Origin of the sequence: Plantactinospora sp. KBS50 (assembly GCF_002285795.1) — a bacterium.
In the GTDB taxonomy this organism is placed as follows: domain Bacteria; phylum Actinomycetota; class Actinomycetes; order Mycobacteriales; family Micromonosporaceae; genus KBS50.
Map to the genome: position 1 here is coordinate 2,500,799 of NZ_CP022961.1, position 23,079 is coordinate 2,523,877.

Genomic DNA, 23,079 nt, shown 5'->3' on the forward strand with positions numbered 1-23,079 from the left:
CGGCGCACCCGCAGAAGGGAACGACCGTGACCGACACCTCCGCGCAGATCCCCGCACCCACCCGGCTCAAGGAGCTGGCGCTGGGCCTGGCGTACGCCGCGATGCTGCACGCCGCCACCCGGCTCGGCCTGGCCGACGCGCTCGGCGACGAGCCGGCGACGCTCGACGAACTGGCCGCCGCCGTGCAGGCGGACCCCCCGACCCTGGCCCGCCTGCTGCGCGGGCTGGCCCTCGACGGGGTGTTCGCGGTGACCGACGACGGCCGGTACACGCACACCGACCTGTCCCGGCTGCTGCGCTCGGACGCCCCGACCCCGATGGCCGACATGGTGCTCTGGGCCGGCGCGGCCTGGGCCTGGGACGCCTGGCCCCGGCTGGCCGACGCCGTCCGCACCGGCAAGCCGGTGGTGCCGGACATGTACGGCAAGGACTTCTTCACCTACCTGCGCGAGGACGGCGGCGCCGACGCCTCGGTGTTCAACCGGGCGATGACCCAGTCCAGCGGGCAGACCTCGCGGGCGGTGGCCGAGTCGCTGGACGTCTCCGGCGCCAAGACGCTCGTGGACGTGGGCGGGGGGCAGGGACACCTGCTGCGGACCCTGCTGGAGCGCCACCCGCACCTGCACGGGCTGCTGTTCGACCTGCCGTCGGTGGTGGCGGTGGCCGACCCGGAGCTGCGCGAGGGCGGCTCGCTGGCCGCGCGCACCACCATCGTGCCCGGCGACTGCCTGACCGGCGTCTCCGTCGAGGCCGACGTGTACGTCGTCAAGCAGGTCCTCAAGTGGGACTTCGACAGCTCGGTGCGGGTGCTGGAGCACATCCGGGCCGCGGCCCGGCCCGGCGCCCGGGTCGTGGTGGTGCAGAACCTCATCGACGACACCCCGGAGCCCCGCTACGCCGCGGCGATGGACCTGATGCTGCTGCTCAACGTGGGCGGCCGGGAGCACACCCTGGACGAGTTCCAGCGGCTGTTCGAGCGGGCCGGACTGAAGTTCGCCGGGGTGACCCGGACCCGCACCTCGCTGCGGCTCATCGAGGCCGTGGTCTGAGTCGCGCGGTCGGCCCGGCGGCACCCCGAGGGTGCCGCGCGGTCGGCCCGTCGGCTCGGCGGCGTCTCGAAGGCGGTTCTGCCGGCCTTCGAGGCGCCGCCGCCATGGTGGGGACATCCGGCGGACAGGCATCCGGCGAACGGACAGGAGGAGCGGTGGACGAACCGGGTACGGACGTATGCGTCGTCGGCGGCGGGCCGGCCGGGCTGACCCTGGCGTTGCTGCTGCTGCGCTCCGGCGCCGCCGTCACGGTGGTGGAGAAGGCCCGCTCGACCGACCGCGAGTACCGGGGCGAGATTCTCCAGCCGGGTGGGCTGCGGATCCTCGACCAGCTCGGGGTGCTCGCCGGGGCGCGGAAGCGGGGCGGCTACGAGCTGACCCGGTTCCAGCTCATCGACGGCGACCGCGCGGTGCTGGACATGGACTACCGGCGGCTGCCGGCGCCGCACAACCACCTGCTGAGCATCCCGCAGCCGCACGTGCTGGACGAACTGCTGGACCAGTGCACCCGGCACGCCGGGTTCCGCTACCTGGCCGGGCACCGGGTGAGCGCGCTGCGCCGGGACTCCGCCAGCGGCCGGGTGACCGGGGTGTTCGCCGAGCACAACGGCACCCGGACCGCCGTACCGGCCCGCTGCGTGGTCGGCGCCGACGGCCGGTACTCCAAGACCCGGCAACTGGCCGACATCGCCAACGACCGGCACGAGGTCTTCGACCAGGACGTGCTGTGGTTCCGGCTGCCGGCCGCCGGCCCGCCCAGCGGGCGGGTCCGGATCTTCCGGTCCGGCGCCGAACCGCTGCTGGCCTACGACTCCTTCCCGGACGCCGTGCAGATCGGCTGGACCGTGCCGCACGGCCGGTACCGCGAGGTCACCGACGGGGGCGTCGAGCAGGTCCGGGCGGCGGTGGCCCGCTGCCTGCCCGAGTACGCGCAGGCCGTGCGCCGGCACGTACGGTCCTGGTCGGACCTGACCCTGCTGGACGTCTTCGGCGCCCGCGCCCGGCGCTGGGCGGTCGACGGCCTGCTGCTGATCGGCGACGCCGCGCACACGCACAGCCCGCTCGGCGCGCAGGGCATCAACCTGGCCATCCAGGACGCCGCCGCGGCCCACCCGATCCTGGTGGCCGCGCTCAACGACGGCGACCTGGGCGCGCAGCGGCTCGGCGAGTTCGAGCGCCGGCGCGGCCGGGACATCGACGCGGTGATGCGCTTCCAGGTGATGCAGAGCAAGGGCATGTTCGCCGCCGGCGGCATCGCCGGGTTCCTCCGGCCCAAGGTGGCCGGGTTGCTGATGCACACCCCGGTCGGCGACAGGATCACCCGGCACGTGACGCTCGGCAACCCGGACATCCGGGTGCACCGGGACGTCCGGCTCGTCAACCAGTTCGCAACCAACCGCTGACACCCCTCAGGAGGACGACGTGCCCATCATCGACCTGTCCACGCCCGTGGACGCGTCCAAGTGGGAGCCGGAGACGGTCACCCACGCCATCACCTCGCCGGCCGAGGGCGCGGTGCACATGGCCGAGGAGATGGCCGCCAACTTCGGGCTGGAGATCTCGCCCAGCGACCTGCGCGACGGTGAGCTGCTGTCGATCGACACCCTCACCCTGACCACCCACACCGGCACGCACATCGACGCGCCCTCGCACTACGGTTCGCGCTGCACGTACGGCGACGGCCGGCCGCGCAACATCGACGAGATGCCGCTGGACTGGTTCTACGGACCGGGCGTGGTGCTGGACATCAGCGAGGCGGAGAGCGTCGCCGACGCGGCGTTCCTGGAGCGCGAGCTGAAGCGGATCGAGTACACGATCCAGCCCGGCGACATCGTGCTGCTGCACACCGGCGCCGCCCAGTTCGCCGGCTCGATGCTGTACTTCACCAACTTCGTCGGCCTGGAGGCCACGGCCACGAACTTCCTGCTGGACCAGGGCGTGCGGGTGATCGGCACGGACGCGTTCAGCCTGGACGCGCCGTTCGGCGACATGATCGGCCGGTTCCACGAGTCCAACGACAACGGCGTGCTGTTCCCGGCGCACTTCGTCGGCCGCGACCGCGAGTACTGCCAGATCGAGCGGCTGGACAACCTCGATGAACTGCCCCCGCACGGCTTCACGGTGGCCTGCTTCCCGGTCAAGGTCGTCGGTGCCGGCGCCGGCTGGACCCGCGCCGTGGCGATCGTCGACGAGCCGGCCGGAGCGACCCGATGAGCGCGCCGGTCACCACCGCGCCGGCCACGACGGCGCCGGCCACGACGGCGCCCGCGACCGCCGCGCCCGGCTCCGGTCCGTTCGCCGCCGGCGGCCTGGCCGAGCTGTACGCGCAGGTCCAGCAGTTCTACGCCCGGCACTTCCAGTTGCTCGACTCGGGCGACGCGGCGGCCTGGGCGGAGACCTTCACCGCGGACGGCTGGTTCTGGCCGCAGGTGCTGCCCGAGCCGGTCCGCGGCCGGGCCGCGCTGACCGCCGGGGTGCTGCGCACCCGGGAGAAGCTCGCGGCCGCGAACGAGCAGCACCGGCACTGGCACGGGATGGTGCACGTCGAGCCGATCGACGAGGAGACCGTCTCGGTGCGCTGCTACGCGCAGATCTTCGCCATCCCCGCCGGCGGTCCGGCCCGGCTGCACCTGCACTGCGTCTGCGAGGACGTGCTGGTGCGCGAGGACGGCCAGTGGCGGGTCCGGCAGCGCAAGGTCACCCGGGACGACCTGCCGGCGCGGGCGTTCTGACCCGTCGCGACCAGCCACGAAGAGCGGAAGGGACGAGCCGATGCGCGTGATGTTCGCGGTGTCCGGGTGGCCGGGGCACTACTACCCGATGGTGCCGTTGGGCTGGGCGTTGCAGGCGGCCGGGCACGAGGTCCGGGTGGCCTGCGCGCCCAGCCAGACGGCGGCGCTGATGGCCACCGGGCTGACCCCGGTGCCGGTGCTGGACGGCATGGACATGGTGTTCCTCAGCCGGCTGCGGTACCTCTGGGACGCCCAGGCCGGCAACTGGCCCTACCCGTGGCGGCCGCTGCATCCGCTGACCGGGCAGGAGGTCGAGGACCTGCGGGAGTTCGACTTCGACAGGTACGTCAGCGAGCACACCGGGCAGACCTTCGGCGCCCTCGTGCGCAGCTTCGACGCCGCGGTCCGGCTGGCCCGGTCGTTCCGGCCGGACCTGGTGGTGCACGACCCGCTGGCCACCGAGGGCGCCCTCGCGGCCGCCGCGACCGGCGTACCGGCCGCGGTGCACCTGTGGGGACCGGCCGGCACGCACGAGGCGCCGGAGCACGGGCTGTCGCTCGTCCCCGAGTACCCGCCGGGGACGTTCGCCAAGTGGAAGGTCCGGGAGCTGGGCGCCAAGACCGTCCGGCACGTCATCGACCCCTGCCCGACGGAGCTGGCGCCGCCCACCGAGGCGCACCGGCTGCCGGTGCGGTTCGTGCCCTACAACGGCCCGGGCGGCGCCCCGGACTGGGTGCTGGATCCGGCCGAGAAGCCGCGGGTCTGCGTGGTCTGGGGCACCTCCACCACCCGGATGTCCGGGCCGCGCTCCTTCCTGCTGCCGGCCGTCATCGAGGCGGTCGCCGGGCTCGACGTCGAGGTCGTGGTCACGGCGACCGCCGAGGACCTGGCCGCGGCCGGTCCGGTGCCGGACGGCGTACGCGTGCTGGAGCGCTGCCCGCTGCACCTGGTGCTGCCCGGCTGCGCCGCGGTGGTGCACCACGGCGGCGCCGGCTGCACGATGACCGCGGTGCAGACCGGTACTCCGCAGCTCGCGCTCACCTTCGCCATCGAGCAGGCGCTCAACGGCGAGCGGGTGGCGGCCACCGGCGCCGGCGCGCACCTGCCGGGGCACCTGGCCGACGTGCCGGCCATCCGGGCCGCCGTGGCGGCGCTGGTGGAGAAGCCCGGCCCGGCCGAGGCAGCCGCGCGGCTGCGGGCCGACCTGGCCGGCCGGCCCACCCCGGCGGAACTGGTCGACACCCTCGTCGACCTGGCCGCGGGCGGTCGCTGATGCGCGTGCTGTGCACCGTCTCCGGCTGGCCCGCGCACTGGTTCCCGATGGTGCCGCTGGGCTGGGCGTTGCAGGCGGCCGGGCACGAGGTCCGGGTCGCCTGCCCGCCCGGCCAGGCCGCCGCGGTGGCGGCTGCCGGGCTGGTCCCGGCGCCGGTGCTGGGCGAACTGGACATGACGTTCATGCTGCGCTACGCGAACCTCTGGGCGGCCCGCTCCGGCGCCTGGCCGTACCCGTGGCCGCCGCTGCACCCGCTGACCGGCGACCCGGTCGATCCGGCCACGTTCGACCTGGACGCGTTCGCCGAGACCGCCAAGCGGCGGATCGCCACCGAGACCGGGACCGGCTTCGCGGCCGCCCTCGACCACGCCCGGCGGTTCCGGCCGGACCTGGTGCTGCACGACCGGCTCAGCGCCGACGGGCTGCTCGCGGCCAAGGTGCTGGACATTCCGGCGGTGGCCCACCTGTGGGGGCCGGTCGGCACCGCCGAACCGGATCCCGAGCTGTACCCGCTGCCGGTGGACTACACCCGGGCGTTCCCGCGGCACGGCGTGGGCGAGTTGACCGCCGACGCGCTGCGGTACGTGGTGGACCCGTGCCCACCGGGCCTGCAACCCCCGATCCGGGGTGACCGGCTGGACGTGCGCTACCAGCCGTACAACGGTCCGGGCGGGCCGGGCGACCCGATGCCGCCGGGGGACCGGCCGCGGGTCTGCGTGGTGTGGAGCAACTCGATGAGCCGGATGTACGGCGACGGGGCGTACCTGGTGCCGCTGGTGGTCCGGGCGCTGGCCGGGATGGACGTCGACGTGGTGCTGCCGGCACATCCGGAGGACCGGGACCGGCTCGGCGAGCTGCCCGGCCGGGTCCGGGTGCTGGCGGCCACGCCGCTGCACCTGTTGCTGCCCGGCTGCGCCGCGGTGATCCACCACGGCGGCGCGGGCTGCGCGATGACCGCGCTGGCCGCCGGGGTCCCGCAGCTCGCGCTGACCTTCGGCGCCGAGCAGCGGACCATCGGCGCCCGGATCAGCGCCACCGGCGCCGGGCTCGACCTGGCCGGCCACCTGGCCGACGAGGACGGGATCCGGGCCGCGGTCGGCGCGCTGCTGGACGATCCCCGGTACGCCGGCGCGGCCGGCGAGCTGGCCGGGCGCAACGCCGAGCGGCCCAGCGCCGCCCAGCTCGCTACGACGCTGGCGGAGCTGGCCGCCGTGCCGGTGGCCTGACCCTCGTACCCCAGGAGGTGAGCGTGTCCGGTCCGCAGTCCGTGGCGGCGCCCGTACTCGTGCTCGGCGGCCATGGCTTCCTGGGCCGGCACGCCTGCGCGGCGCTGGCGGCGGCGGGTGACGAGGTGATCGCGGTGTCCCGCCGCCCGGCGCGGCTGCCGGATGCCCGGTCGATCGCGCTCGACCTGGCCACCACCGACCAGGCCACCCTCACCGGCATGCTCACCGCGATGCGACCCCGGGTCGTGATCAACGCGGCGGGCGCGGTGTGGGGGTGAGCGACGAGGAGCTGACCGCCTCCAACGTGACGCTGGTCCGCCGGCTGGTGGCGGCCGTGGCCGAACTGCCCTGGCGCCCGCGCCTGGTCCATCTGGGATCGGTGCACGAGTACGGGCCGGTGCCGGCCGGTGCGCTGATCCGGGAGGGGGACGAGCCGCGGCCGGTCAGCCCGTACGGCCGGACCAAGCTGCTGGGCACCGAGGCGGTGCTGGCGGCCGTGCGCCGCGGTGCGATCGACGCCACGGTGCTGCGGGTGGTCAACGTCAGCGGCCCCGGCACCCCGGCCCGCAGCCTGCTCGGCCAGGTGGCCCGGCAGTTGTACGCGCACCGGTGCCGGCCGGCGGTGGCGAACGCGCACCCGGGGCCGGCCGGCGGGCCCGGGCTGACCGGGCTGGCCACCACCGGCTGCGCGGCGCCGGCCGTGCTGCGCCTGGCGCCGCTGCGCGCGTACCGGGATTTCGTGGATGTGCGCGACATCGCCGACGCGGTCTGCGCGGCGGCCGCCGCCCCGAGCCGGCGCCGGTCACCAACATCGGCCGTGGCGAGGCGGTGAGCGTCCGCTGGCTCGTCGACCAGCTCATCGCGGCCAGCGGGGTGGCCGCCGAGATCGTCGAGCAGGGCGTCCCGGCCGCCCAGCAGGAGCGCGGCTCGGGCATCGACTGGCAACGGGTGGACATCACCCAGGCCCGCCGCCGGCTGCGCTGGCGGCCCCGGCGCGGCCTGCCCGAGTCGCTGGCGGCGCTCTGGGCGGAGGTCCGGGCCGGCGCGCCGGCAGGCGATCCGGCCTCGGTGAGCCTTGGACCGGGCCTCGAACGGCCACCGGCACCGTAACTGTCACGGCGGAACCCCACCGGTATCCGCGCACGGGCCACCTGGAGGTGAAGCTGATGACGGATGCGCAGGAGCTCATCCTGGAGCAGGTCCGCAAGTACCATCGCGAGCAGCAGTCCGACGCGGGTTTCGTCCCGGGGGTGACGCCGCTGCTGCCATCCGGCGCGGTCATCGACGAGGATGACCGGGCGGCGCTGGTCGAAGCGGCACTGGACCTGCGGATCGCGGCCGGTGTCAGTTCCCGGCGGTTCGAGCGGAAGTTCGCCCGCACCCTGGGGTTGCGCAAGGCGCACCTGACCAACTCCGGCTCCTCGGCCAACCTGCTCGCGCTGACCGCGCTGACCCAGCGCGAACTCGGCGACCGGGCACTGCGGCCCGGCGACGAGGTGGTGACGGTCGCCTGCGGATTCCCCACCACGGTCAGCCCGATCATCCAGAACGGCCTGGTGCCGGTCTTCGTGGATGTCGAGCTGGGCACGTACAACACCACGACCGAACGGGTGGCGGCGGCGATCGGGCCGCGGACCCGGGCCATCATGATCGCGCACGCGCTCGGCAACCCGTACCGGGCCGACGAGATCGCCGAGCTGGCCCGCGAGCGTGGACTGTTCTTCGTGGAGGACAACTGCGACGCCGTGGGGTCGTACCTGAACGGCCGGCTGACCGGCACCTTCGGGCACTTCTCCACCACCAGCTTCTACCCCGCCCACCACCTGACCATGGGCGAGGGCGGCTGCGTGCTGACCAACGACCTGAAGCTGGCCCGGCTGGTGGAGTCGCTGCGGGACTGGGGCCGGGACTGCTGGTGCGAGCCGGGCGAGAACGACACCTGCCGGAAGCGGTTCAGCCAGCAGCAGGGCATGCTGCCCTTCGGGTACGACCACAAGTACACGTTCTCGCACGTCGGGTACAACCTGAAGAACACCGACCTGCAGGCCGCGCTGGGCCTGAGCCAGTTGGGCAAGCTCACCGAGTTCGGCGCCGCCCGCCGGCGCAACTGGCGGCGGCTGCGCGACGAGCTGGACGGCGTGCCGGGGCTGATCCTGCCCGAGCCGACGCCCGGTTCCGACCCGAGCTGGTTCGGCTTCGTCCTCACCGTGCGGCCGGACGCCGGCTTCACCCGGGCCGAGCTGGTCGCCTTCCTGGAGTCGCGGCGGATCGGCACCCGGGTGCTGTTCGCCGGCAACCTGACCCGGCACCCGGCCTTCACCGACCAGCGGTACCGGGTGGTCGGCGAGCTGACCAACAGCGACGTGATCACCGACAACACCTTCTGGATCGGCGTCTACCCCGGACTGACCAGCGAGATGATCGACTACATGGCGCGGTCGGTCCGCGAGTTCGTCGCGGGTCGGGGGTGACGGCGGTGCGCTGGGACAACCTGTACCTCGCCGGCCTCGGCCACTGGCTGCCCGACGCGGTCTCCGCCCGGGAGGCGGTCGACGCCGGGCTGCTGGACGCCGAGCGGTTCAAGACCCTGGGCTACACGTCGGTCTGCGTGGGCGAGGACGTGGCGCCGCCGGACATGGCGGTCCGGGCGGTACGCGCCGCCGTGCAGCGGGCCGGCGTCACGCCCCGGGACGTGGCCCTGCTGCTGCACGGCAGCCTGTGGTTCCAGGGCCTGGACATCTGGCCCACCGCGTCGTACGTGGCGGACCGGACCGGCCATCCGGCGGTGCCGGCCCTCGACGTGCAGCAGCGCTGCAACGTCGGGCTCGGCGCCATCGAACTGGCCGCCGGCGCGCTCGGCGCGGCAGCGGGCACGGGCGCGCCGGGCGCGGCGGCGGGTCCGGGCGCGCCGGGTTCGGCGGCGGGTCCGGGCGCGCCGGGTTCGGCAGCGGGTCCGGGCGCGGCGGGTTCGGCCGCGCCGGGCGGGTCGCGCCGCACGGCGGCGATCGTCAGCACGGCCGACCGGTTCGCCGCCCCCGCCGTGGACCGCTGGAACATGCACGACTTCAACGTGTACGGCGACGGCGCAACCGCGATGGTGCTCTCCACCCGCGCCGGCTTCGCCCGGATCCGGTCCACCGCCACGGTGGCCGACAACGGGCTGGAGGGGCAGACCCGGGGCGACGCGCCGTTCACCACCGCCTCCCCGGCCGCGTCCGAGCCGATCGACCTGCTGGCCCGCTCCGGCGAGTTCGGCCGGACCATCGACCACGTGCAGACCAGCGTCCGGATCGGACGGGTGCTGCTGATGGCCCGCAACGCCGCGCTCAAGGAGGCCGGGCTGAAGGTCGGCCAGATCCGCCGGGTGGTCACCCCGGCGACCGGCCGGCTGCCCGGCGACGCCCAGCTGCACGACCTGCTGGGCGTGCCGGAGGCGGCGACGACCTGGGAGTACGGCCGCACCACCGGGCACGTGGGCGGCGGGGACTGGGCGCTGGGCCTGGAGTACCTGCTGCGGACCGGCGGGCTGACCGCCGGGGACCACGCCCTGCTGCTCGGCGGCGGTGCCGGCTACACCTGCACGGCGGTCGTCGTGGAGATCCTCGAAACCCCGGAGTGGACATGACCGCCGTACTGCGGAACCGGGCCGAGCCGGTCGCCGGCGGTCCCGGAGCGACCGACCCGGCCGCCGGCAACGGCTCCGGACCCGGGCCGGTCGCCGTCATCGACGACCTGCTGCGCACCGCGGCGGCCCGGCACCCGGACGCCCCGGCGGTGACCGACCGGCAGGGCCGGTGGAGCTACGCCGAGCTGGCCGCGGCGGGCGCGTCCTGCGCGGCGTGGCTGGCCGGGCTCGGGGTGCGGCCGGGGACCGGGTGGTGGGCCGGATCGGCAACACCCGCGAGTTCCTGGCGCTGCTGTTCGGCACCCTGGCCCGCGGCGCGGTGTTCGTGCCGGTGAACCCGGAGATGCGCGCGTACCACCTGCGCAGCGTGCTGGCCGACGCGCAGCCGCGGGTCGTGGTCAGCCTGGACGCCGACCTGCCCGCGGTGGCGGAGCTGACCTCGTACGACGTGCGCCCGGTCGCCGAACTGCGCCGGGCGCTGGCCGCCGGGCCGGGTATGCCGGCCGGCCCGGCGCCGGTGGCCGACGACCCGGACCGGACGGCGCTGCTGATCTACACCTCCGGCAGCACGGCCGCGCCGAAGGCGGTGGTCAGCCCGCACCGGGCGGTGGTCTTCGCCACCCGGGCGATCGCGGCCCGGCTGCGCTACCGGCCCGAGGACGTGGTCCTGGTGGCCATCCCGCTGGCCTTCGACTACGGCCTGTACCAGGTGTTCCTCGGCCTGCTCGCCGGGGCGCACCTGGTGCTCGGCGAACCGGCGCAGCACGTGCGGCTGATGTCGACCGTGCTCGAACACGGCGTGACCGTGGTCCCGGTGGTGCCCAGCCTGGCCGAGATGCTGGTCCGGCTGGCCGGCCGGCGGGCCGGCGCCGCGCCCCCGGTGCGGATGTTCACCAACACCGGCGCGGCGCTCACCCCGGGGCACGCCGCCGGGCTGCGCCAGGCGTTCCCGTCCGCCGCGGTGGTGCCGATGTTCGGCACCACCGAGTGCAAGCGGATCACGGTGGCCGAGCCGGACGGCGACCTGGCCCGGCCGGGCTCCGTCGGGCGGGCGCTGGACGGCACCGAGGTGCTCATCCTGGACGACGCCGGCCACCCGCTGCCGGCCGGCCACGACGGCGAGATCGCCGTGCGCGGCCCGCACGTGATGGCCGGCTACTGGCGGGCTCCGGAGCTGACCGCGCAGCGGTTCCGGCGCGACCCGGACACCGGCCAGGTCACCCTGCACACCGGCGACTACGGCCGGCTCGACCCGGACGGCCACCTGTACTTCGAGGGCCGACGGGACGACCTGTTCAAGCGGCGCGGGCTGCGGGTGAGCGCGCTGGAGATCGAGGCGGCGGCCTGCGACATCGACGGCGTCACCGCCGCGGCGGTGCTGCCGCCCGCGGACGGCCGGGACGTCGTGCTGGCCGTGGTCGGCACGCTGAGCGCCGACGACGTGCTGCGGCAGCTCGGCGAGCGGCTGGAGGAGGGCAAGGTGCCCCCGGTCTGCCACCTGCTGCCCGAACTGCCGCTGACCGCCAACGGCAAGACCGACAAGCGGCGCCTGGCCGAGCTGTTCCGCCGGCCGGTGCCAGAAGGCGAGAAGACCCCATGATGACACCGTGGGACGCCCGGTTCGCGGAGCTGCTGCACGACGTGCTGCCCAAGCTGCCGGAGATGACCGGGGACACCTGCCTGCGCTCGCACGGGCTGGATTCGCTGGCCACCGTGGAGCTGCTGCTGCTGCTGGAGGAGACGTACGAGGTGAGCGTGCCCGACCAGTTGCTCACCACGGAGAACTTCAGCACCCCGGCCGCGCTCTGGGCCATGATCGAGCAGGTGCGCGGCGGCCCGGTTCCGGCCGGCTCGGCCGCCGGCCAGCCGGGTCCGGTCGAGCCGACCGCCGGGGGCCGGTGATGGGCCGGCTGGCCGGCCGGGCCGTCCTGGTCACCGGCGCCGGCCGCGGCATCGGCGCGGCCCAGGCCCGGCGGCTGGTCGCCGAGGGTGCCCGGGTGCTGGTGACCGATCTGGACGGGGTGGCCGCCAAGCAGCTCGCCGCCGAACTGGGCGACGCGGCCCGCGCCGAGACGCTGGACGTGCGCGACGCCGCACAGTGGAGCGCCGCGGTGGACCGCGCGGTGGCCGAGTTCGGCCGGCTCGACGGGCTGGTGAACAACGCCGGCGTGCTGGCCGTGGGCACCGTCGCGGACATGCCCGAGGAGTCGTTCCGGGAGGTCGTCGACGTCAACCAGGTCGGGGTGTTCCTCGGCATCCGGGCGGTGGTCCCGGCGCTGCGCGCGGCCGGCGGCGGCACCATCGTGAACATCTCCTCCATCGACGGCATGATCGGCTTCAAGTACCTGTCGGCGTACTGCGCCACCAAGGCCGCGGTGCTGGCGCTCAGCCGGACCGCGGCGATGGAACTCGGCCCGGACGGCATCCGGGTGAACGCCGTCTGCCCCGGCGTGATCGCCACGTCGATGACCGAGGGTCTGGACGAGCGGGTGTCCGGCTGGCTGCACAAGACCCTGCCGCTGCGCCGGCTCGGCACCCCGGACGAGGTGGCGGCGGTCGTGGCGTTCCTCAGCTGCGACGAGTCCTCGTACGTCACGGGCAGCGAGATCGTCACCGACGGCGGCATGCTGGCCGGCTTCCTCATGCCGGGCTGACGGACCGGGCCTCGACGGACCCGCCCGACCCGAACGACTACCGGATGGACCAGACGATGCGCGTGCTGTTCTCCGTCTCGGCCTGGCCGGGGCACTACTTCCCGATGGTTGCGCTCGGCCGGCGGCTGCTGGCCACCGGGCACGAGCTGCGGGTGCTCTGCGCCCCGTCGCAGGCCGGGGCGGTCACCGCCGCCGGCCTGCCGGCGGTGCCGGTGCTGGACGGGCTGGACATGGTGTTGCAGGCCCGGCTCAGCCACTACTGGCAGGCGCAGGCCGGCGGCTGGCCGCACCCGTGGCTGCCGCCGCACCCCGAGACCGGCGCGGAACTGTCCGACCTGGCCGACTTCGACTTCCCGGCCTACCGGCGCGAGCACCGGGAGAACACGCTGGCCGCCACGGTCCGCAGCTTCGACGCTGCGGTGTCGGTGGCCCGCAGCTGGCGGCCGGACGTCGTGGTGCACGACCGGCTCAGCCTGGACGGCCTGCTGGCCGCGCGGGTCACCGGCGTGCCGGCGGCGCTGCACCTGTGGGGGCCGGTGGGCACCGACGAACCCGGTGAGCTGCGGCTGATGCCCGGCGACCCGACCGGCTCGTTCGCCCGGTACGGCGTTGCCGAGCCCACCCCCGACTCGATCCGGTACGTCATCGACCCGTGCCCGCAGCGGCTGCGCCCGGCCATCGGCGCGGCGACCCGGCTGGACGTCCGGTACACCCCGTACCACGGTGCGCTGGACGGCACCGACCCGGCGCCCGCGCGCCCCGGCGACCGGCCCCGGGTCTGCGTCGTCTGGGGTACCTCGGTGACCGCGATGGTCGGCCCGCGCTCGTTCGTGGTGCCGGAGCTGGTCGAGGCCCTGGCCGGGCTCGACGTGGAGGTCGTGGTGCTGCTCAGCGCGGCCGACCGGGACCGGCTGCCGGACCCGGGTCCGGCCCGGGTGCTCACCGGCGCGCCGCTGGACCGGGTGCTGCCCGGCTGCGCCGCCGTGATCCACCACGGGGGCGCCGGCTGCGTGATGACCTCGGTGGCGGCCGGCGTACCCCAGTTGGCCGTGACGTTCGCCGGCGAGCAGGCCGCGAACGCCGACCGGATCGCCGCCGCCGGAGCCGGCCGGCACCTGCCGGGCGCCGAGTTCGGCGTGGACGTGGTCCGCAAGCTGGTGGGGGAGTTGGTCACCGACCGGGCGTACCCGACCGCGGCGCGGCTGCTGGCCGACCAGGACGCGGCCCGGCCCGGCCTGGACTCCCTGATCGACCAGCTCGGCCAACTCGGTTAGCTCGGCCAATTCGACCCGCTCGACCCGCTCGACCCGCTCGGCCGGCTCGACCCGCTCGGCCGGCTCGGCCGGCTCGGCCGGCCCACCGCGCCGTCCGGGCCGGTGCCGTCCGGCCGGTGCCGTCCGGCCCGGCCACGGCCACGGCCACGGCCACGGCCTCCACCCCTTCGCGTACGCCGGTCGCTCCGTCCCCGCCCGCCGAGCGCGGGCCGCCGAGGGCCACCGAGGGCTGGAGTGTGCGGACTTGTTGTCGCCCCAGCGACAACAAGTCCGCACACTCCGCCGAGCGAGCGGCGGAGATCCCGTCCGTGGCGAACGCCGGAAGCCTCGGTCGGGCGCGGCAACGGCGGGTCAGCCGGGGTTGGTCATTTCGAGGATCGCGCAGGACCAGCTGAAGCCGCCGCCCACGCCGAGCAGCGCGCACAGGTCACCCGGGCGCAGCCCGTCGGTGTCCAGCAGGTGCCGCAGGCCGGCGAACTGGTCGCCGGCGCCGAGGTGGCCGATCCCGCGTCCCCACGGCCAGGTGGTCTGCGCCGGGTCGATCTCGAACGGCTGGAAGAACGTGTTGTCCATCCGCCGGCGGCCGAAGTTGGGCAGCACGAAGCGCCGGATGTCGGAGAGTTCGACGCCGGCCTCGGCGAGCGCGGTCTTGAGCACCAGGTGCTGCCCGGTGGCCATCCGGCCGACCACGAAGGACGCGCCCTCGGCCCGCAGGTAGGCGCGGGTGGTGTGCCGGACGTTCAACGGGGTGCGCCGGGTCATCGGCCCCGGGCTGAACGGGTCGTCGCCGCGGTGCATCGCCTCCAGCGAGCTGTCGCTGTGCAGCACCAGGCTGCGCAGCCGGGCGAATCCGCCGCCCCGGCTCGCCACGACCGCGGCGCCACCGTCGGCGAAGACGGTGCCCGGGTCGCTGCGCCACCGGTCGATGCCGGGCGGGCAGAACCGGTCGCCGCAGGTCAGCAGCGCCGAGTCGCCGGCCGGCCGGGTGGACAGGAAGCTCGCGGCCAGCGCCAGGCTGGCCATCCCGCCGTTGGAGGTCTGCCGGATGTCGATCGCCGGGCAGCGGTCCCCGACGGTCTCCCGTGCCACGTACGAGGCCGGTGCCCACATGTCGTGGCCCTGGTAGTAGAGCGCGCTGTGCAGCAGCAGCTCCACCGTCTCGCCGGCCGCGCCGGCGTCGGCGAGGGCCGCCCGGGCGGCCCGGACCGCCAGTTCGGGCCCGGCGAGATCGGCGGAGACGGTGACCGCGTCCATCGCGTTCTGCGCGGCCAGGGCCGCGTCGCAGAGCCCGTCCGCGGCCGCCTGCTCGGCGCTGACCGCGGGCGGCAGCCAACTGCCGCACCCGGCGATGTAGATGTCCTCGAACCTCACCAGCAGCCCCTCGTCCGCACCGGGCACGCTCGCCCCGCCAGCCGGCACCGTCAGCGACGCCGGCGGGTACCGCCGGCCCCGCCAGCGGGCGCCGCCCGGCTCGTGGCCCAGGCGGCGCCCGGCAGTGGCCGGTGGCCGGGCCGCCGCCGGGGCAGGGCCCGGGGGTGCCCGGCGCACCGGACTCGGCGGATCGCGCCTTGCCCACGGTGGCGGTCCCGGCTCGACCGCCGGACGAGGACCGACCGAGGGGCTGGCCGGGGCGCCCCCGCCCGGGTCCGCGACCGCCCGTCGAGCCGGGCTCGAAGGCGGCCGGCCAGCGTGGGCGGGTCGACCGGCGGCAGCCAGGGGGAAGCATGACCAGCGGCACCACGACCAGGCACCACGACCGGGCGAGCGGCGACCGGGCGGCCCGTGACCGCACGGCCCGTGACCGCGCGCCCGGCGACCGCGCGCCCGGCGACCGCCGGCCCGGCGCGGCGCCCTCCGGCGCGGCCACGCCGGGCACCGGCGCCCCGCGGCCGGTCGCGCTGCTCTTCGCCGGCCAGGGCGCCCAACGGGTACGGATGGCGGCCGGCCTGTACGACGCCGACCCGGTCTTCACCGACACGATGGACGAGGTCTTCCGGTGCTTCGGCGCCGAGGGCCCGGCGTTGCGTGCCGACTGGCTGGCCGAGCGGCCGGTGGTGCCGATCGACGCGGTGGGTCGGGCGCAGCCGCTGCTGTTCGCCGTGAACCTGGCGCTCGGCCGGATGGTGTGCGGCTGGGGTGTCCGGCCGGCCGCGCTGGTGGGGCACAGCGTGGGCGAGATCGCCGCGGCGACCCTGGCCGGGGTGTTCGAGACGGCCGACGCGGTGGAACTGCTCCGCAACCGGGTGGTCGGTTCCGTCGACGCCCCGCCGGGCGGCATGCTCGCGGTGGCCGCGAGCGTCGCGCAGGTCACCCCGTACCTGGGTCCGGAGGTGGCGGTGGGCGCGGTGAACGCGCCCCGGCAGACGGTGCTGGCGGGTCTGGACGGCCCGCTGGCCGAGGCGGCGGAGCGACTGCGCGCGGCCGGGTACGTCTGCCAGCGGATCGGCTGCTCGGTGGCGTTCCACAGTCCGGCCGCGGCGGATCTGGTGGCCGGCTCGCTTCCGGTGCTCCGCCGGCTCCCGCTGGCGCCACCGCGGCTGCCGGTGTATTCCGCGTACACCACCTCCCGGCTGACCGCGGAGCTGGCGGCCCGGCCGGAGTTCTGGGCCGGGCACGCGGTCGAACCGGTGCTGTTCTGGCCGACCCTGGACGCCCGGCTGGCCGAGCGGGACCTGCTGCTGGTGGACGCGAGCCCGGGCCAGGCGCTCGCGGTCGCCGCCCGCCGGCATCCGGCGGTGGCGGCCGGCCGGAGCGAGGTGCTGGCGCTGCTGCCGGCCCGGCCCGGACCGGGCGAGGCCGACAGGCGTTCGGTGGTGGCGGCGGCGGAGCGGATCCGGGCCGAGGGGCACGAGATCGCGGTGCCGCCGCACCCTCCAGCCATCGTCGAGTCGCGCTAGCCGGGTACCCGCGATCGTCGATACCGACAGCCGTCACAAAGGAGCCGATGATGACGCGACCCGCGATCACCACAACCGGTCTACGCAAGGAATACCAGTACGGGCCGCACACGATCAAGGCCGTGGACGGCATCGACCTGTCGGTCGCCGAGGGGGAGTTCTTCGGGCTGCTCGGCCCGAACGGCGCCGGCAAATCCACCACGATCGGCATGCTGACGACCCGGATCCGCCCGACCGGCGGTTCGGCGACGGTGGCCGGCATCGACGTGCTGGCCCGCCCGGTCGAGGTCCGCCGGCGGGTGGCGGTGGTGACCCAGCGCAACACCATGGACCGGCAGATCTCGGTGCTGGAGAACCTTGAGTTCCGCGGCCGGTACTTCGGGATGGGGCGCCGGGAGGCCCGCCAGCGCGGGATGGAGCTGCTGACCCAGTTCGACATCGCCGACAAGGCGAAGGCGTCGCTGGACGAGGTCTCCGGTGGGCAGGCACGGCGGGCGATGATCTGCCGGGCCATCATGCACCGGCCGGAGGTGCTGGTGCTGGACGAGCCGTCGGCCGGGGTCGACCCGCAGACCCGGCTGCACCTGTGGGAGCTGCTGCGGCAACTGCACGCCGAGGGGCAGACCGTGCTGCTCACCACGCACCACCTCGAAGAGGCCGAGTCGCTGTGCCAGCGGATCGCGATCATCGACCACGGCCGGGTGGTCGCCGACGGCGGCATCGACGAGATCAAGAACGCGGCCGGCGCGGAGGCGGTGACCACTGTGGTCTTCACCGGTGACGCGACCCCGGTGGCGGAGATCGCCAGCAAGATCAACGACGTGACCAGGGTCGAGGTCGAGGGCAACCGGATGCGGGTGCACGCGACCCGGACCACCGGGCTGGTGGGCGAGCTGGCCGCGGCCGGCGCGGACCAGGGTCTGTCCATCCAGGACGTCAGCACGCTCCGGCCGAGCCTGGAGACCGCCTTCCTCAACCTCACCGGACGGGAGTACCGGCAATGACCCTGATCGCGCTGCCGCACGCGAACCTGAGTACGCGGCGGATCGGACTGCACACCTTCGGTGCCCTGCTGGCCCGGGACCTGCGCGTGCTGCGCGGGCAGTTCGGCTCGCTGCTGGTCCGGGCCGTCATGCAGCCGCTGGCCTTCACCTTCGTCTTCACCTACGTGATGCCGAAGATCGGGCTGGCCGGCGCTCCCGGGCTGGACGGCCGCGGGTTCAGCACCATCCTGGTGCCGGGCCTGGTGGCCATCACCATCGCCATCCAGGGGATCATGGCGGTGACCATGCCGCTGCTGCTGGAGTTCTCCTACAACAAGGAGATCGAGGACCGGGCGATGGCCCCGCTGCCGATCTGGATGCTGGGCGTGCAGAAGATCGTCTCCGGGGCGATCCAGGCGTTCCTGGCCGGCCTGCTGGTCTTCCCGATCGTGCTGGTGGTGCACGCCAAGGGACAGGCGCCGTACGTGCACGTCTACCACTGGCCGCTGTTCGTCACCGTGGTGCTGCTGTCGTGCCTGCTCGGCTCGGCCACCGGGCTGCTGCTGGGCACGCTCGTGGACATCAAGCGCGCCCAGCAGTTCTTCGCCGTGGTGGTCACCCCGCTGACCATGCTGGGCTGCGTCTACTACTCGTGGTCGACGCTGAGCCGGCTGCCGTGGCTGCAGATCGCCGTCCTGTTCAACCCGGTGGTCTACATGAGCGAGGGGCTGCGCGCGACGCTCACCCCGCAGTTGCCGCACCTGCCGGTCTGGGCGTTCCTGCTGGCCCTCGGCGGCGGCACGGTCGTCGTCGGCGGCGTCGCGGTGCGGGCGTTCGTCTCCCGGGTGGTTGGGTAGGTGGCCGGCGTGCCGGTCAGCGTGGTCGTGCCCACCGTGCTGCGCAGCCCGACGCTGGTCCGCAGCGTACGGTCGGCGGTCGTCGCGGCGCAGCGGTGCGGGACCGACTCCGAGGTGATCCTGGTGGTGAACGGGGCCGGCGGTACGCCGGTCCCGGTGGCCGAGGGTCCGGGCCTGCGGATCCTGCACTCGGCCGCCACCGGCGTGTCCGGTGCCCGCAACGACGGCGTGGCGGCGGCCCGGCACGACACCGTGCTCTTCGTCGACGACGACCTGGTGGTGCCGCCGGACTGGGCCGCGCGGATGGCCGCGGCACTGCACCAGCCCGGCGTGACCGCGGTGGCCGCTCCGGTCCGGACCGTCGCGTTGGGTCCGGTGACGGCGTACCTGGAGCATGACCGGGGCTTCGACGCCCGGCCGTCGGGGCCGGGGCGGGCGGCGACGCTGGTGACCGCGAACGCCGGCTACCGGCGGGACGCCCTGCCGGGTCCGCCGTTCGACGCGGGCCGCTACCCGCGCTTCGGCGAGGACACCGACCTGGGGCTGCGGATCCGGGCCGCGGGCGGCGCGATCGCCTGGTGCGACGGTGGCGAGCCGCCGCTGCACGAGGTCGTCGAGGAACCGGCGTCGATCCTGCGCCGCACCCTGCGCCAGGGCGCCGGCACCGCCCGGGTCTACCTGCAACGGCGCACCCTGGAGTACTACCTGCCGGCACCGCTGCGCACGTACCTGGACCTGACGGCCGGCCGGGCGACGGGCTGGCGCCGGTTCACCGAGGTCGCCGACCTGGGTGCCCGCGCCGTGTTCGCCACCATCGGCCTGCTGCGGCACGCCGTGCTGCTGGTCGGCTACCTGGACGAGATCGGTCGGACCTGCGGGGTCGAGCTGGTCGAGCCGGACGAGGCGGGGCTGATCCGGGACCTGGGCGCGGTGCTGACCGCGGCGGTGGACCGGGCCGGGGTCGCCGAGGCCACCTGGCGCCACCTGCCGCTCCGGGTCGGCCCGCCCGGCACCGACCCGCCCAGCACCGACCCGCCCGGCGCAGGTCCGGCCGGCACAGGTCCGGGCGGGACCGGGCCGGTGGCCGGCTCCGACCGCCCCCACTGGCCGCGATCGGCCAGGTCCTGCACCGGTACGCCCCGGCGGTGCCCGGCGCGGTCCTGCCGGCCGCCGCGGTCGGGGACGACCTGGCCTGGCTGGGCCGGCGGGACCGGCTGTTCGCGGCCTTCGCGGCGCGCTGCCCGGCCCACCAGCCGGCCGGCATCGTCGAGCTGGAGGCGGCCGCCCGCGCGGCCGGCGTCGCCCTCAACGAGGCCCTGCTGGCCCGGGAGAACGGCGTCGGCGCCGTCGAACCGGTCCGGTCCGGCGGTCCCCGCCCGGTTCGGCGCTGGCCGGGGGTGCCGATGGTGCCGGTACCGGCCCGGCCCGTCGCGGCGGCAGCAACAGCGGCAGCCACAGCGACGATGACAGCGGCAGCGGCAGCCACGATGACAGCGGCAGCCACAGCGACGATGACAGCAACAGCGGCAACGACAACGACAGCGACGATCCAGGGGAGGGAAGCACCGGCGTGCGGATCCTGATCTCCACCATCGACGCGACGTCGCACCTGCGAACCCTCGCCCCGATCGCGCACATCGCGCGGGCGCGGGGCGACGAGGTGCTGATCGCCGCTCCCGTGGGCCTCGGTGCGGAGGTGGCCGCGCACGGGCTGCCGTTCGCGGCCGTCGGAGTGGACTGGACGACCGACCCGGGCACCGCCGAGGCGATCGGCCGGCAGCTCGCCTTCGGGGCGCACCGGGACTACACCACGACGCTTGTCGAGCGGGTCTTCCTCGGGGAGCCCGCGCTGCGCGCCGCGGCGGACCTGCAACGGTTGATCGGTAGCTGGCGGCCGGACGTGCTGCTGCGGGTCGCCGAGGAGTTCGGTGGCTACCTCGCGGCGGAGCGGGCCGGCCTCCCGCACGTGGCGGTCGCCTCCGGCTGCACCCACCTGCTCGACGCCTCGGCCGTCCGCGCGCCGCTGCGGCGGCTGCGCGACCGGTACGGCCTGCCGGCCGTGGACAACCCGGACCCGTACCGGCACATGCTGGCCGCGTTCACCCCGCCCGGGTACGACGACTACCGGACGCCGGACACCCTGCGCCGCTACCGGCAGGCGCAGCCCGGCCGGGTCGGCGAGCGGCTGCCCGAGTGGGTGGCCGAGCTGCCGGCGGACCGTCCGCTGGTGTACGCGGCGTTCGGTTCCGTGGTCCCGGGCCTGGACTGGAAGATGCAGCCGCTCGCGTCCACCGTGCTGGCGGCGCTGGCCAAGCTGGACTGCGTGGCCGTGGTGGCGGCCGGCAGCACCGCGCCCGCGCTGAGCGCCCCGTCCGAGCACGTCCGGGTGGTCGACCGGGTGCCCCAGCCGCTGCTGCTGGAGACCGCCGACCTGTTCCTCACGCACGCCGGCTTCGGCAGCGTCCGGGAGGGGCTGCGGGCCGGTACGCCCATGGTGGCCGTGCCGGTGATCGGCGACGAGCCGTACCACGCGGACCGGCTGGCCCGGCTCGGCGTGGCGGCGACGCTGCCGGCGACCGGGCTGCGACCGGACCGGTTGACCGCCGCCTGCGCACGGGTGTTGAGCACGCCCTCGTACCGCGAGGCGGCCCGCGCGGTGCGGCGGCGGGTGCTGGCGCTGCCGCCGGTGGAGGCGCTGATCGCGGACGTGGCGACGCTGGCCGGAGCCGCGGCGTGATCGTCATCGACCAGTTCGACGACCCGACCGCCACCTTCCGGGTGGTGCTGGACACCGACGGCCGGCCGTCGGTGCGCTCGGACCACCTGCCCCTGCCGCCCGGCTGGACCGCCCTGCACCGGCCGGACGACTTCCAGGGCTGTTCCGACTACCTGACCCGGTACCTGGCCCGCCGTCCGGTCGCGGACGAGCGGCCCGAGGGAGGCCATCGATGAGCAAGCGGACACTGCAGGCGATCGTCCTGATCTTCGGCATCCTGCCGATCGTCACCGGGCTGCTGGCCGTCACCGGCGGGCCGGACGGGATGCTGGTGCCGGAGCACACGAACTCCACCGTGGACAGCGAGGTGCGGTTCATGGCCGTCTACTGGCTGGCGTACGGGGTGTTCCTGCTCACCCTCGTGCCCCGGATCGACCGGGCGGCGGTGCCGTTCCGGGCGGCGCTGGCGGTGATGTTCGCCAGCGGGCTTGCCCGGCTGTTGTCCACTATGGAGATGGGTCGGCCGCATCCGGTACTGTTCGCGGCGACCTTCGTCGAGCTGCTGCTGCCGCCGGTGCTGTGGCGGTGGCAGGCCAGCGTGGCCTCGGCCGCGACACGTCCTCGTGCCGTGGTCGAGCGGGAGAGCGGAGGATCGGACCATGGAGTTCAACATGCGGATGAGCGGCACGCCGCGGCTCGGTAGCCTGCTCGGCCGGGTGACCGGGGGACACCTGCGGGACATCAACCGCGAGGCCAACCGGATCATCCAGCAGTCGGCCGGGCGGAGTGTCGACGAGATCACCGACGAGGTGTTGGCGATGATGCGGTCGCGGGGCCTGGACCGGGTGGACCCGGCCGAGGTCCGGCGGGCCGTGGCCGAGGCGGTCGAGAACTGAGCCGACCGGGTCCGGTCGGGGTCTTTCGACCGGGTCCGGCCGGGGAACGGCGGGCGGGCCGGGCGGGGTACGCGGAGAGGGACTGATGGACACGGGTACATGGATCGGCCTCGGCGCTGCCGCGGTGTTGATGACCGCCGGCATCCAGGTGCTGGTCCGGGTGGCGCCGAGTCCGCTCGGTCGCTCCCGCGGCGGGATCCCCGGCGCGCTCGCCTCGGAGTGGCGCCGGCCGCGCCCGATCACCCTGCTGGTGTTCGCGGTCACCGCCGGGTTCGCGGTCTGGCAACTGCTCCGGCCGGACCTGCTGGACCGGTTCGCCCGGCACGCCGACACGCTGTCCAGCGGACGCTGGTGGCAGTTCGGCACCGAACTGCTGGTGCAGGACCCGCTCTGGCAGGCTCCGCTCAACCTGCTCGTCCTGCTGCTGGTCGGGCTGCCGGCGGAGCGGCTGTTCGGCGGTGCCCGCTGGCTGCTGCTCTACCTCGGCGGTGCGGCCGCCGGGGAGGTGGCCGCGCTGTCCTGGCAGCCCGCGGGCGCCGGAAACTCGATCGCCGTGCTCGGCCTGCTCGGTGGCCTGTTCGGCTACGTGCTGCGCCGGGCGCCCGGCCGGTCGGTCGGCTTGCGGATCTTCGCCCTGCTCGGCCTGGCGGCCGGGGCGGCGCTGGCGCTGATCCGGGACATCCACGGTCCGGCCCTGGTGGCCGGGATCGTGCTGGGGCTGATCATCGCCCCGCGCCGCCCGCGTTGATCGAGGCGGTGCCGCCCCGGCCGGCGCCGTCCGGTGGCCGCCCCCGCCTTGATCAACGCCGGCCGGTGGCGGCGAGGGGTGGGACGCGTGTCCCTTGCGCGGGCTGCGCCGGAGCCGGCGACTAGCATCGCAGGGAGCCGGGCGGGTCG

26 protein-coding genes are annotated in these 23,079 nt (G+C 75.2%); 25 read left to right on the forward strand and 1 reads right to left on the reverse strand.

Annotated elements, in window-relative coordinates:
- The first annotated feature begins 26 nt into the window (after positions 1–26).
- From CIK06_RS11110 to CIK06_RS11170, 16 genes are all read left to right on the forward strand, one after another.
- Positions 27–1,049, forward strand: a complete 1,023-nt coding sequence (locus CIK06_RS11110; protein ID WP_095564759.1) for a methyltransferase — start codon at positions 27–29, stop codon at positions 1,047–1,049.
- A gap of 155 nt (positions 1,050–1,204) precedes the next feature.
- A complete protein-coding gene (locus tag CIK06_RS11115) occupies positions 1,205–2,452 on the forward strand; it encodes an FAD-dependent monooxygenase (protein ID WP_198348194.1) in 1,248 nt (415 codons plus the stop codon).
- Positions 2,453–2,471: 19 nt separating this feature from the next.
- Positions 2,472–3,263, forward strand: coding sequence for a cyclase family protein (locus tag CIK06_RS11120; protein ID WP_095564761.1), 792 nt, complete (start codon positions 2,472–2,474; stop codon positions 3,261–3,263).
- Positions 3,260–3,781 (forward strand): nuclear transport factor 2 family protein, encoded by a 522-nt coding sequence (locus CIK06_RS11125; protein WP_095564762.1) that lies wholly within the window; start codon positions 3,260–3,262, stop codon positions 3,779–3,781. The genes CIK06_RS11120 and CIK06_RS11125 overlap by 4 nt, the downstream gene beginning before the upstream one ends.
- Before the next feature lie 40 nt (positions 3,782–3,821).
- Positions 3,822–5,054, forward strand: coding sequence for a nucleotide disphospho-sugar-binding domain-containing protein (locus tag CIK06_RS11130; RefSeq protein ID WP_095564763.1), 1,233 nt, complete (start codon positions 3,822–3,824; stop codon positions 5,052–5,054).
- Positions 5,054–6,280, forward strand: coding sequence for a nucleotide disphospho-sugar-binding domain-containing protein (locus tag CIK06_RS11135; protein WP_095564764.1), 1,227 nt, complete (start codon positions 5,054–5,056; stop codon positions 6,278–6,280). The genes CIK06_RS11130 and CIK06_RS11135 overlap by 1 nt, the downstream gene beginning before the upstream one ends.
- A 23-nt stretch (positions 6,281–6,303) precedes the next feature.
- Positions 6,304–6,558, forward strand: a complete 255-nt coding sequence (locus CIK06_RS31865) for an NAD-dependent epimerase/dehydratase family protein (protein WP_198348195.1) — start codon at positions 6,304–6,306, stop codon at positions 6,556–6,558.
- Positions 6,555–7,112 (forward strand): NAD-dependent epimerase/dehydratase family protein, encoded by a 558-nt coding sequence (locus tag CIK06_RS29930; RefSeq protein WP_198348196.1) that lies wholly within the window; start codon positions 6,555–6,557, stop codon positions 7,110–7,112. The genes CIK06_RS31865 and CIK06_RS29930 overlap by 4 nt, the downstream gene beginning before the upstream one ends.
- The gene (locus tag CIK06_RS29935) at positions 7,109–7,390 is read left to right on the forward strand and encodes a hypothetical protein (RefSeq protein ID WP_198348197.1); all 282 of its coding nucleotides are present in this window, start codon (positions 7,109–7,111) and stop codon (positions 7,388–7,390) included. The genes CIK06_RS29930 and CIK06_RS29935 overlap by 4 nt, the downstream gene beginning before the upstream one ends.
- Positions 7,391–7,443: 53 nt before the next feature.
- On the forward strand, positions 7,444–8,751 hold the full coding sequence (rfbH, locus tag CIK06_RS11145) for a lipopolysaccharide biosynthesis protein RfbH (protein WP_198348309.1): 1,308 nt from the start codon (positions 7,444–7,446) through the stop codon (positions 8,749–8,751).
- A 5-nt stretch (positions 8,752–8,756) separates the two neighbouring features.
- Positions 8,757–9,905: a ketoacyl-ACP synthase III family protein gene (locus tag CIK06_RS11150; RefSeq protein ID WP_157756707.1), complete on the forward strand. Its 1,149-nt coding sequence runs from the start codon at positions 8,757–8,759 to the stop codon at positions 9,903–9,905.
- A complete protein-coding gene (locus CIK06_RS30880; RefSeq protein ID WP_232534150.1) occupies positions 9,902–10,240 on the forward strand; it encodes an AMP-binding protein in 339 nt (112 codons plus the stop codon). Before CIK06_RS11150 ends, CIK06_RS30880 begins: the two co-directional genes overlap by 4 nt.
- Positions 10,159–11,505, forward strand: coding sequence for a class I adenylate-forming enzyme family protein (locus CIK06_RS11155; RefSeq protein WP_232534151.1), 1,347 nt, complete (start codon positions 10,159–10,161; stop codon positions 11,503–11,505). The genes CIK06_RS30880 and CIK06_RS11155 overlap by 82 nt, the downstream gene beginning before the upstream one ends.
- Entirely contained in the window at positions 11,502–11,807 is a 306-nt protein-coding gene (locus CIK06_RS11160) for a phosphopantetheine-binding protein (protein WP_095564766.1), read from the forward strand. Before CIK06_RS11155 ends, CIK06_RS11160 begins: the two co-directional genes overlap by 4 nt.
- Entirely contained in the window at positions 11,807–12,559 is a 753-nt protein-coding gene (locus tag CIK06_RS11165; RefSeq protein ID WP_095564767.1) for an SDR family NAD(P)-dependent oxidoreductase, read from the forward strand. Before CIK06_RS11160 ends, CIK06_RS11165 begins: the two co-directional genes overlap by 1 nt.
- Positions 12,560–12,603: 44 nt before the next feature.
- Positions 12,604–13,833 carry a nucleotide disphospho-sugar-binding domain-containing protein gene (locus tag CIK06_RS11170; RefSeq protein ID WP_232534152.1) on the forward strand — a complete coding sequence of 410 codons (1,230 nt, stop codon included), beginning with the start codon at positions 12,604–12,606 and terminating at the stop codon, positions 13,831–13,833.
- A gap of 351 nt (positions 13,834–14,184) precedes the next feature.
- Here CIK06_RS11170 and CIK06_RS11175 read toward each other — a convergent pair whose 3' ends face one another.
- Entirely contained in the window at positions 14,185–15,231 is a 1,047-nt protein-coding gene (locus CIK06_RS11175; RefSeq protein WP_232534153.1) for a ketoacyl-ACP synthase III family protein, read from the reverse strand.
- Positions 15,232–15,557: 326 nt separating this feature from the next.
- On the opposite strand from CIK06_RS11175, the gene CIK06_RS11180 reads away from it, so the two are divergent.
- From CIK06_RS11180 to CIK06_RS11220, 9 genes are all read left to right on the forward strand, one after another.
- On the forward strand, positions 15,558–16,730 hold the full coding sequence (locus tag CIK06_RS11180) for an acyltransferase domain-containing protein (protein ID WP_095564768.1): 1,173 nt from the start codon (positions 15,558–15,560) through the stop codon (positions 16,728–16,730).
- Between the two features lie 47 nt (positions 16,731–16,777).
- Positions 16,778–17,734, forward strand: coding sequence for an ABC transporter ATP-binding protein (locus CIK06_RS11185; RefSeq protein ID WP_095564769.1), 957 nt, complete (start codon positions 16,778–16,780; stop codon positions 17,732–17,734).
- A complete protein-coding gene (locus tag CIK06_RS11190) occupies positions 17,731–18,570 on the forward strand; it encodes an ABC transporter permease (protein WP_095564770.1) in 840 nt (279 codons plus the stop codon). The genes CIK06_RS11185 and CIK06_RS11190 overlap by 4 nt, the downstream gene beginning before the upstream one ends.
- A gap of 9 nt (positions 18,571–18,579) precedes the next feature.
- Positions 18,580–20,037, forward strand: a complete 1,458-nt coding sequence (locus CIK06_RS11195) for a glycosyltransferase family 2 protein (protein WP_157756708.1) — start codon at positions 18,580–18,582, stop codon at positions 20,035–20,037.
- Positions 20,038–20,140: 103 nt separating this feature from the next.
- Positions 20,141–21,307 carry a glycosyltransferase gene (locus tag CIK06_RS11200; RefSeq protein WP_095564772.1) on the forward strand — a complete coding sequence of 389 codons (1,167 nt, stop codon included), beginning with the start codon at positions 20,141–20,143 and terminating at the stop codon, positions 21,305–21,307.
- Complete coding sequence (locus tag CIK06_RS11205) at positions 21,304–21,522, forward strand: MbtH family NRPS accessory protein (RefSeq protein WP_095564773.1); 219 nt, start codon at positions 21,304–21,306, stop codon at positions 21,520–21,522. Before CIK06_RS11200 ends, CIK06_RS11205 begins: the two co-directional genes overlap by 4 nt.
- Positions 21,519–21,989, forward strand: coding sequence for a DUF4345 domain-containing protein (locus tag CIK06_RS11210; RefSeq protein ID WP_095564774.1), 471 nt, complete (start codon positions 21,519–21,521; stop codon positions 21,987–21,989). Before CIK06_RS11205 ends, CIK06_RS11210 begins: the two co-directional genes overlap by 4 nt.
- The gene (locus CIK06_RS11215) at positions 21,946–22,182 is read left to right on the forward strand and encodes a hypothetical protein (RefSeq protein WP_157756709.1); all 237 of its coding nucleotides are present in this window, start codon (positions 21,946–21,948) and stop codon (positions 22,180–22,182) included. Before CIK06_RS11210 ends, CIK06_RS11215 begins: the two co-directional genes overlap by 44 nt.
- Before the next feature lie 85 nt (positions 22,183–22,267).
- Positions 22,268–22,930: a rhomboid family intramembrane serine protease gene (locus CIK06_RS11220; RefSeq protein WP_095564776.1), complete on the forward strand. Its 663-nt coding sequence runs from the start codon at positions 22,268–22,270 to the stop codon at positions 22,928–22,930.
- Positions 22,931–23,079 lie beyond the last annotated feature (149 nt).

Excerpts from the sequence above, each read along its gene's own strand:
- CIK06_RS11125 (WP_095564762.1), top strand. The coding sequence starts at position 3,260 with ATGAGCGCGCCGGTCACCACCGCGCCGGCCACGACGGCGCCGGCCACG.
- CIK06_RS11130 (WP_095564763.1), top strand. The coding sequence starts at position 3,822 with ATGCGCGTGATGTTCGCGGTGTCCGGGTGGCCGGGGCACTACTACCCG.
- CIK06_RS11135 (WP_095564764.1), top strand. The coding sequence starts at position 5,054 with ATGCGCGTGCTGTGCACCGTCTCCGGCTGGCCCGCGCACTGGTTCCCG.
- CIK06_RS30880 (WP_232534150.1), top strand. The coding sequence starts at position 9,902 with ATGACCGCCGTACTGCGGAACCGGGCCGAGCCGGTCGCCGGCGGTCCC.
- CIK06_RS11160 (WP_095564766.1), top strand. The coding sequence starts at position 11,502 with ATGATGACACCGTGGGACGCCCGGTTCGCGGAGCTGCTGCACGACGTG.
- CIK06_RS11165 (WP_095564767.1), top strand. The coding sequence starts at position 11,807 with ATGGGCCGGCTGGCCGGCCGGGCCGTCCTGGTCACCGGCGCCGGCCGC.
- CIK06_RS11170 (WP_232534152.1), top strand. The coding sequence starts at position 12,604 with ATGGACCAGACGATGCGCGTGCTGTTCTCCGTCTCGGCCTGGCCGGGG.
- CIK06_RS11180 (WP_095564768.1), top strand. The coding sequence starts at position 15,558 with ATGACCAGCGGCACCACGACCAGGCACCACGACCGGGCGAGCGGCGAC.
- CIK06_RS11185 (WP_095564769.1), top strand. The coding sequence starts at position 16,778 with ATGATGACGCGACCCGCGATCACCACAACCGGTCTACGCAAGGAATAC.
- CIK06_RS11190 (WP_095564770.1), top strand. The coding sequence starts at position 17,731 with ATGACCCTGATCGCGCTGCCGCACGCGAACCTGAGTACGCGGCGGATC.
- CIK06_RS11210 (WP_095564774.1), top strand. The coding sequence starts at position 21,519 with ATGAGCAAGCGGACACTGCAGGCGATCGTCCTGATCTTCGGCATCCTG.
- CIK06_RS11215 (WP_157756709.1), top strand. The coding sequence starts at position 21,946 with ATGGAGTTCAACATGCGGATGAGCGGCACGCCGCGGCTCGGTAGCCTG.
- CIK06_RS11220 (WP_095564776.1), top strand. The coding sequence starts at position 22,268 with ATGGACACGGGTACATGGATCGGCCTCGGCGCTGCCGCGGTGTTGATG.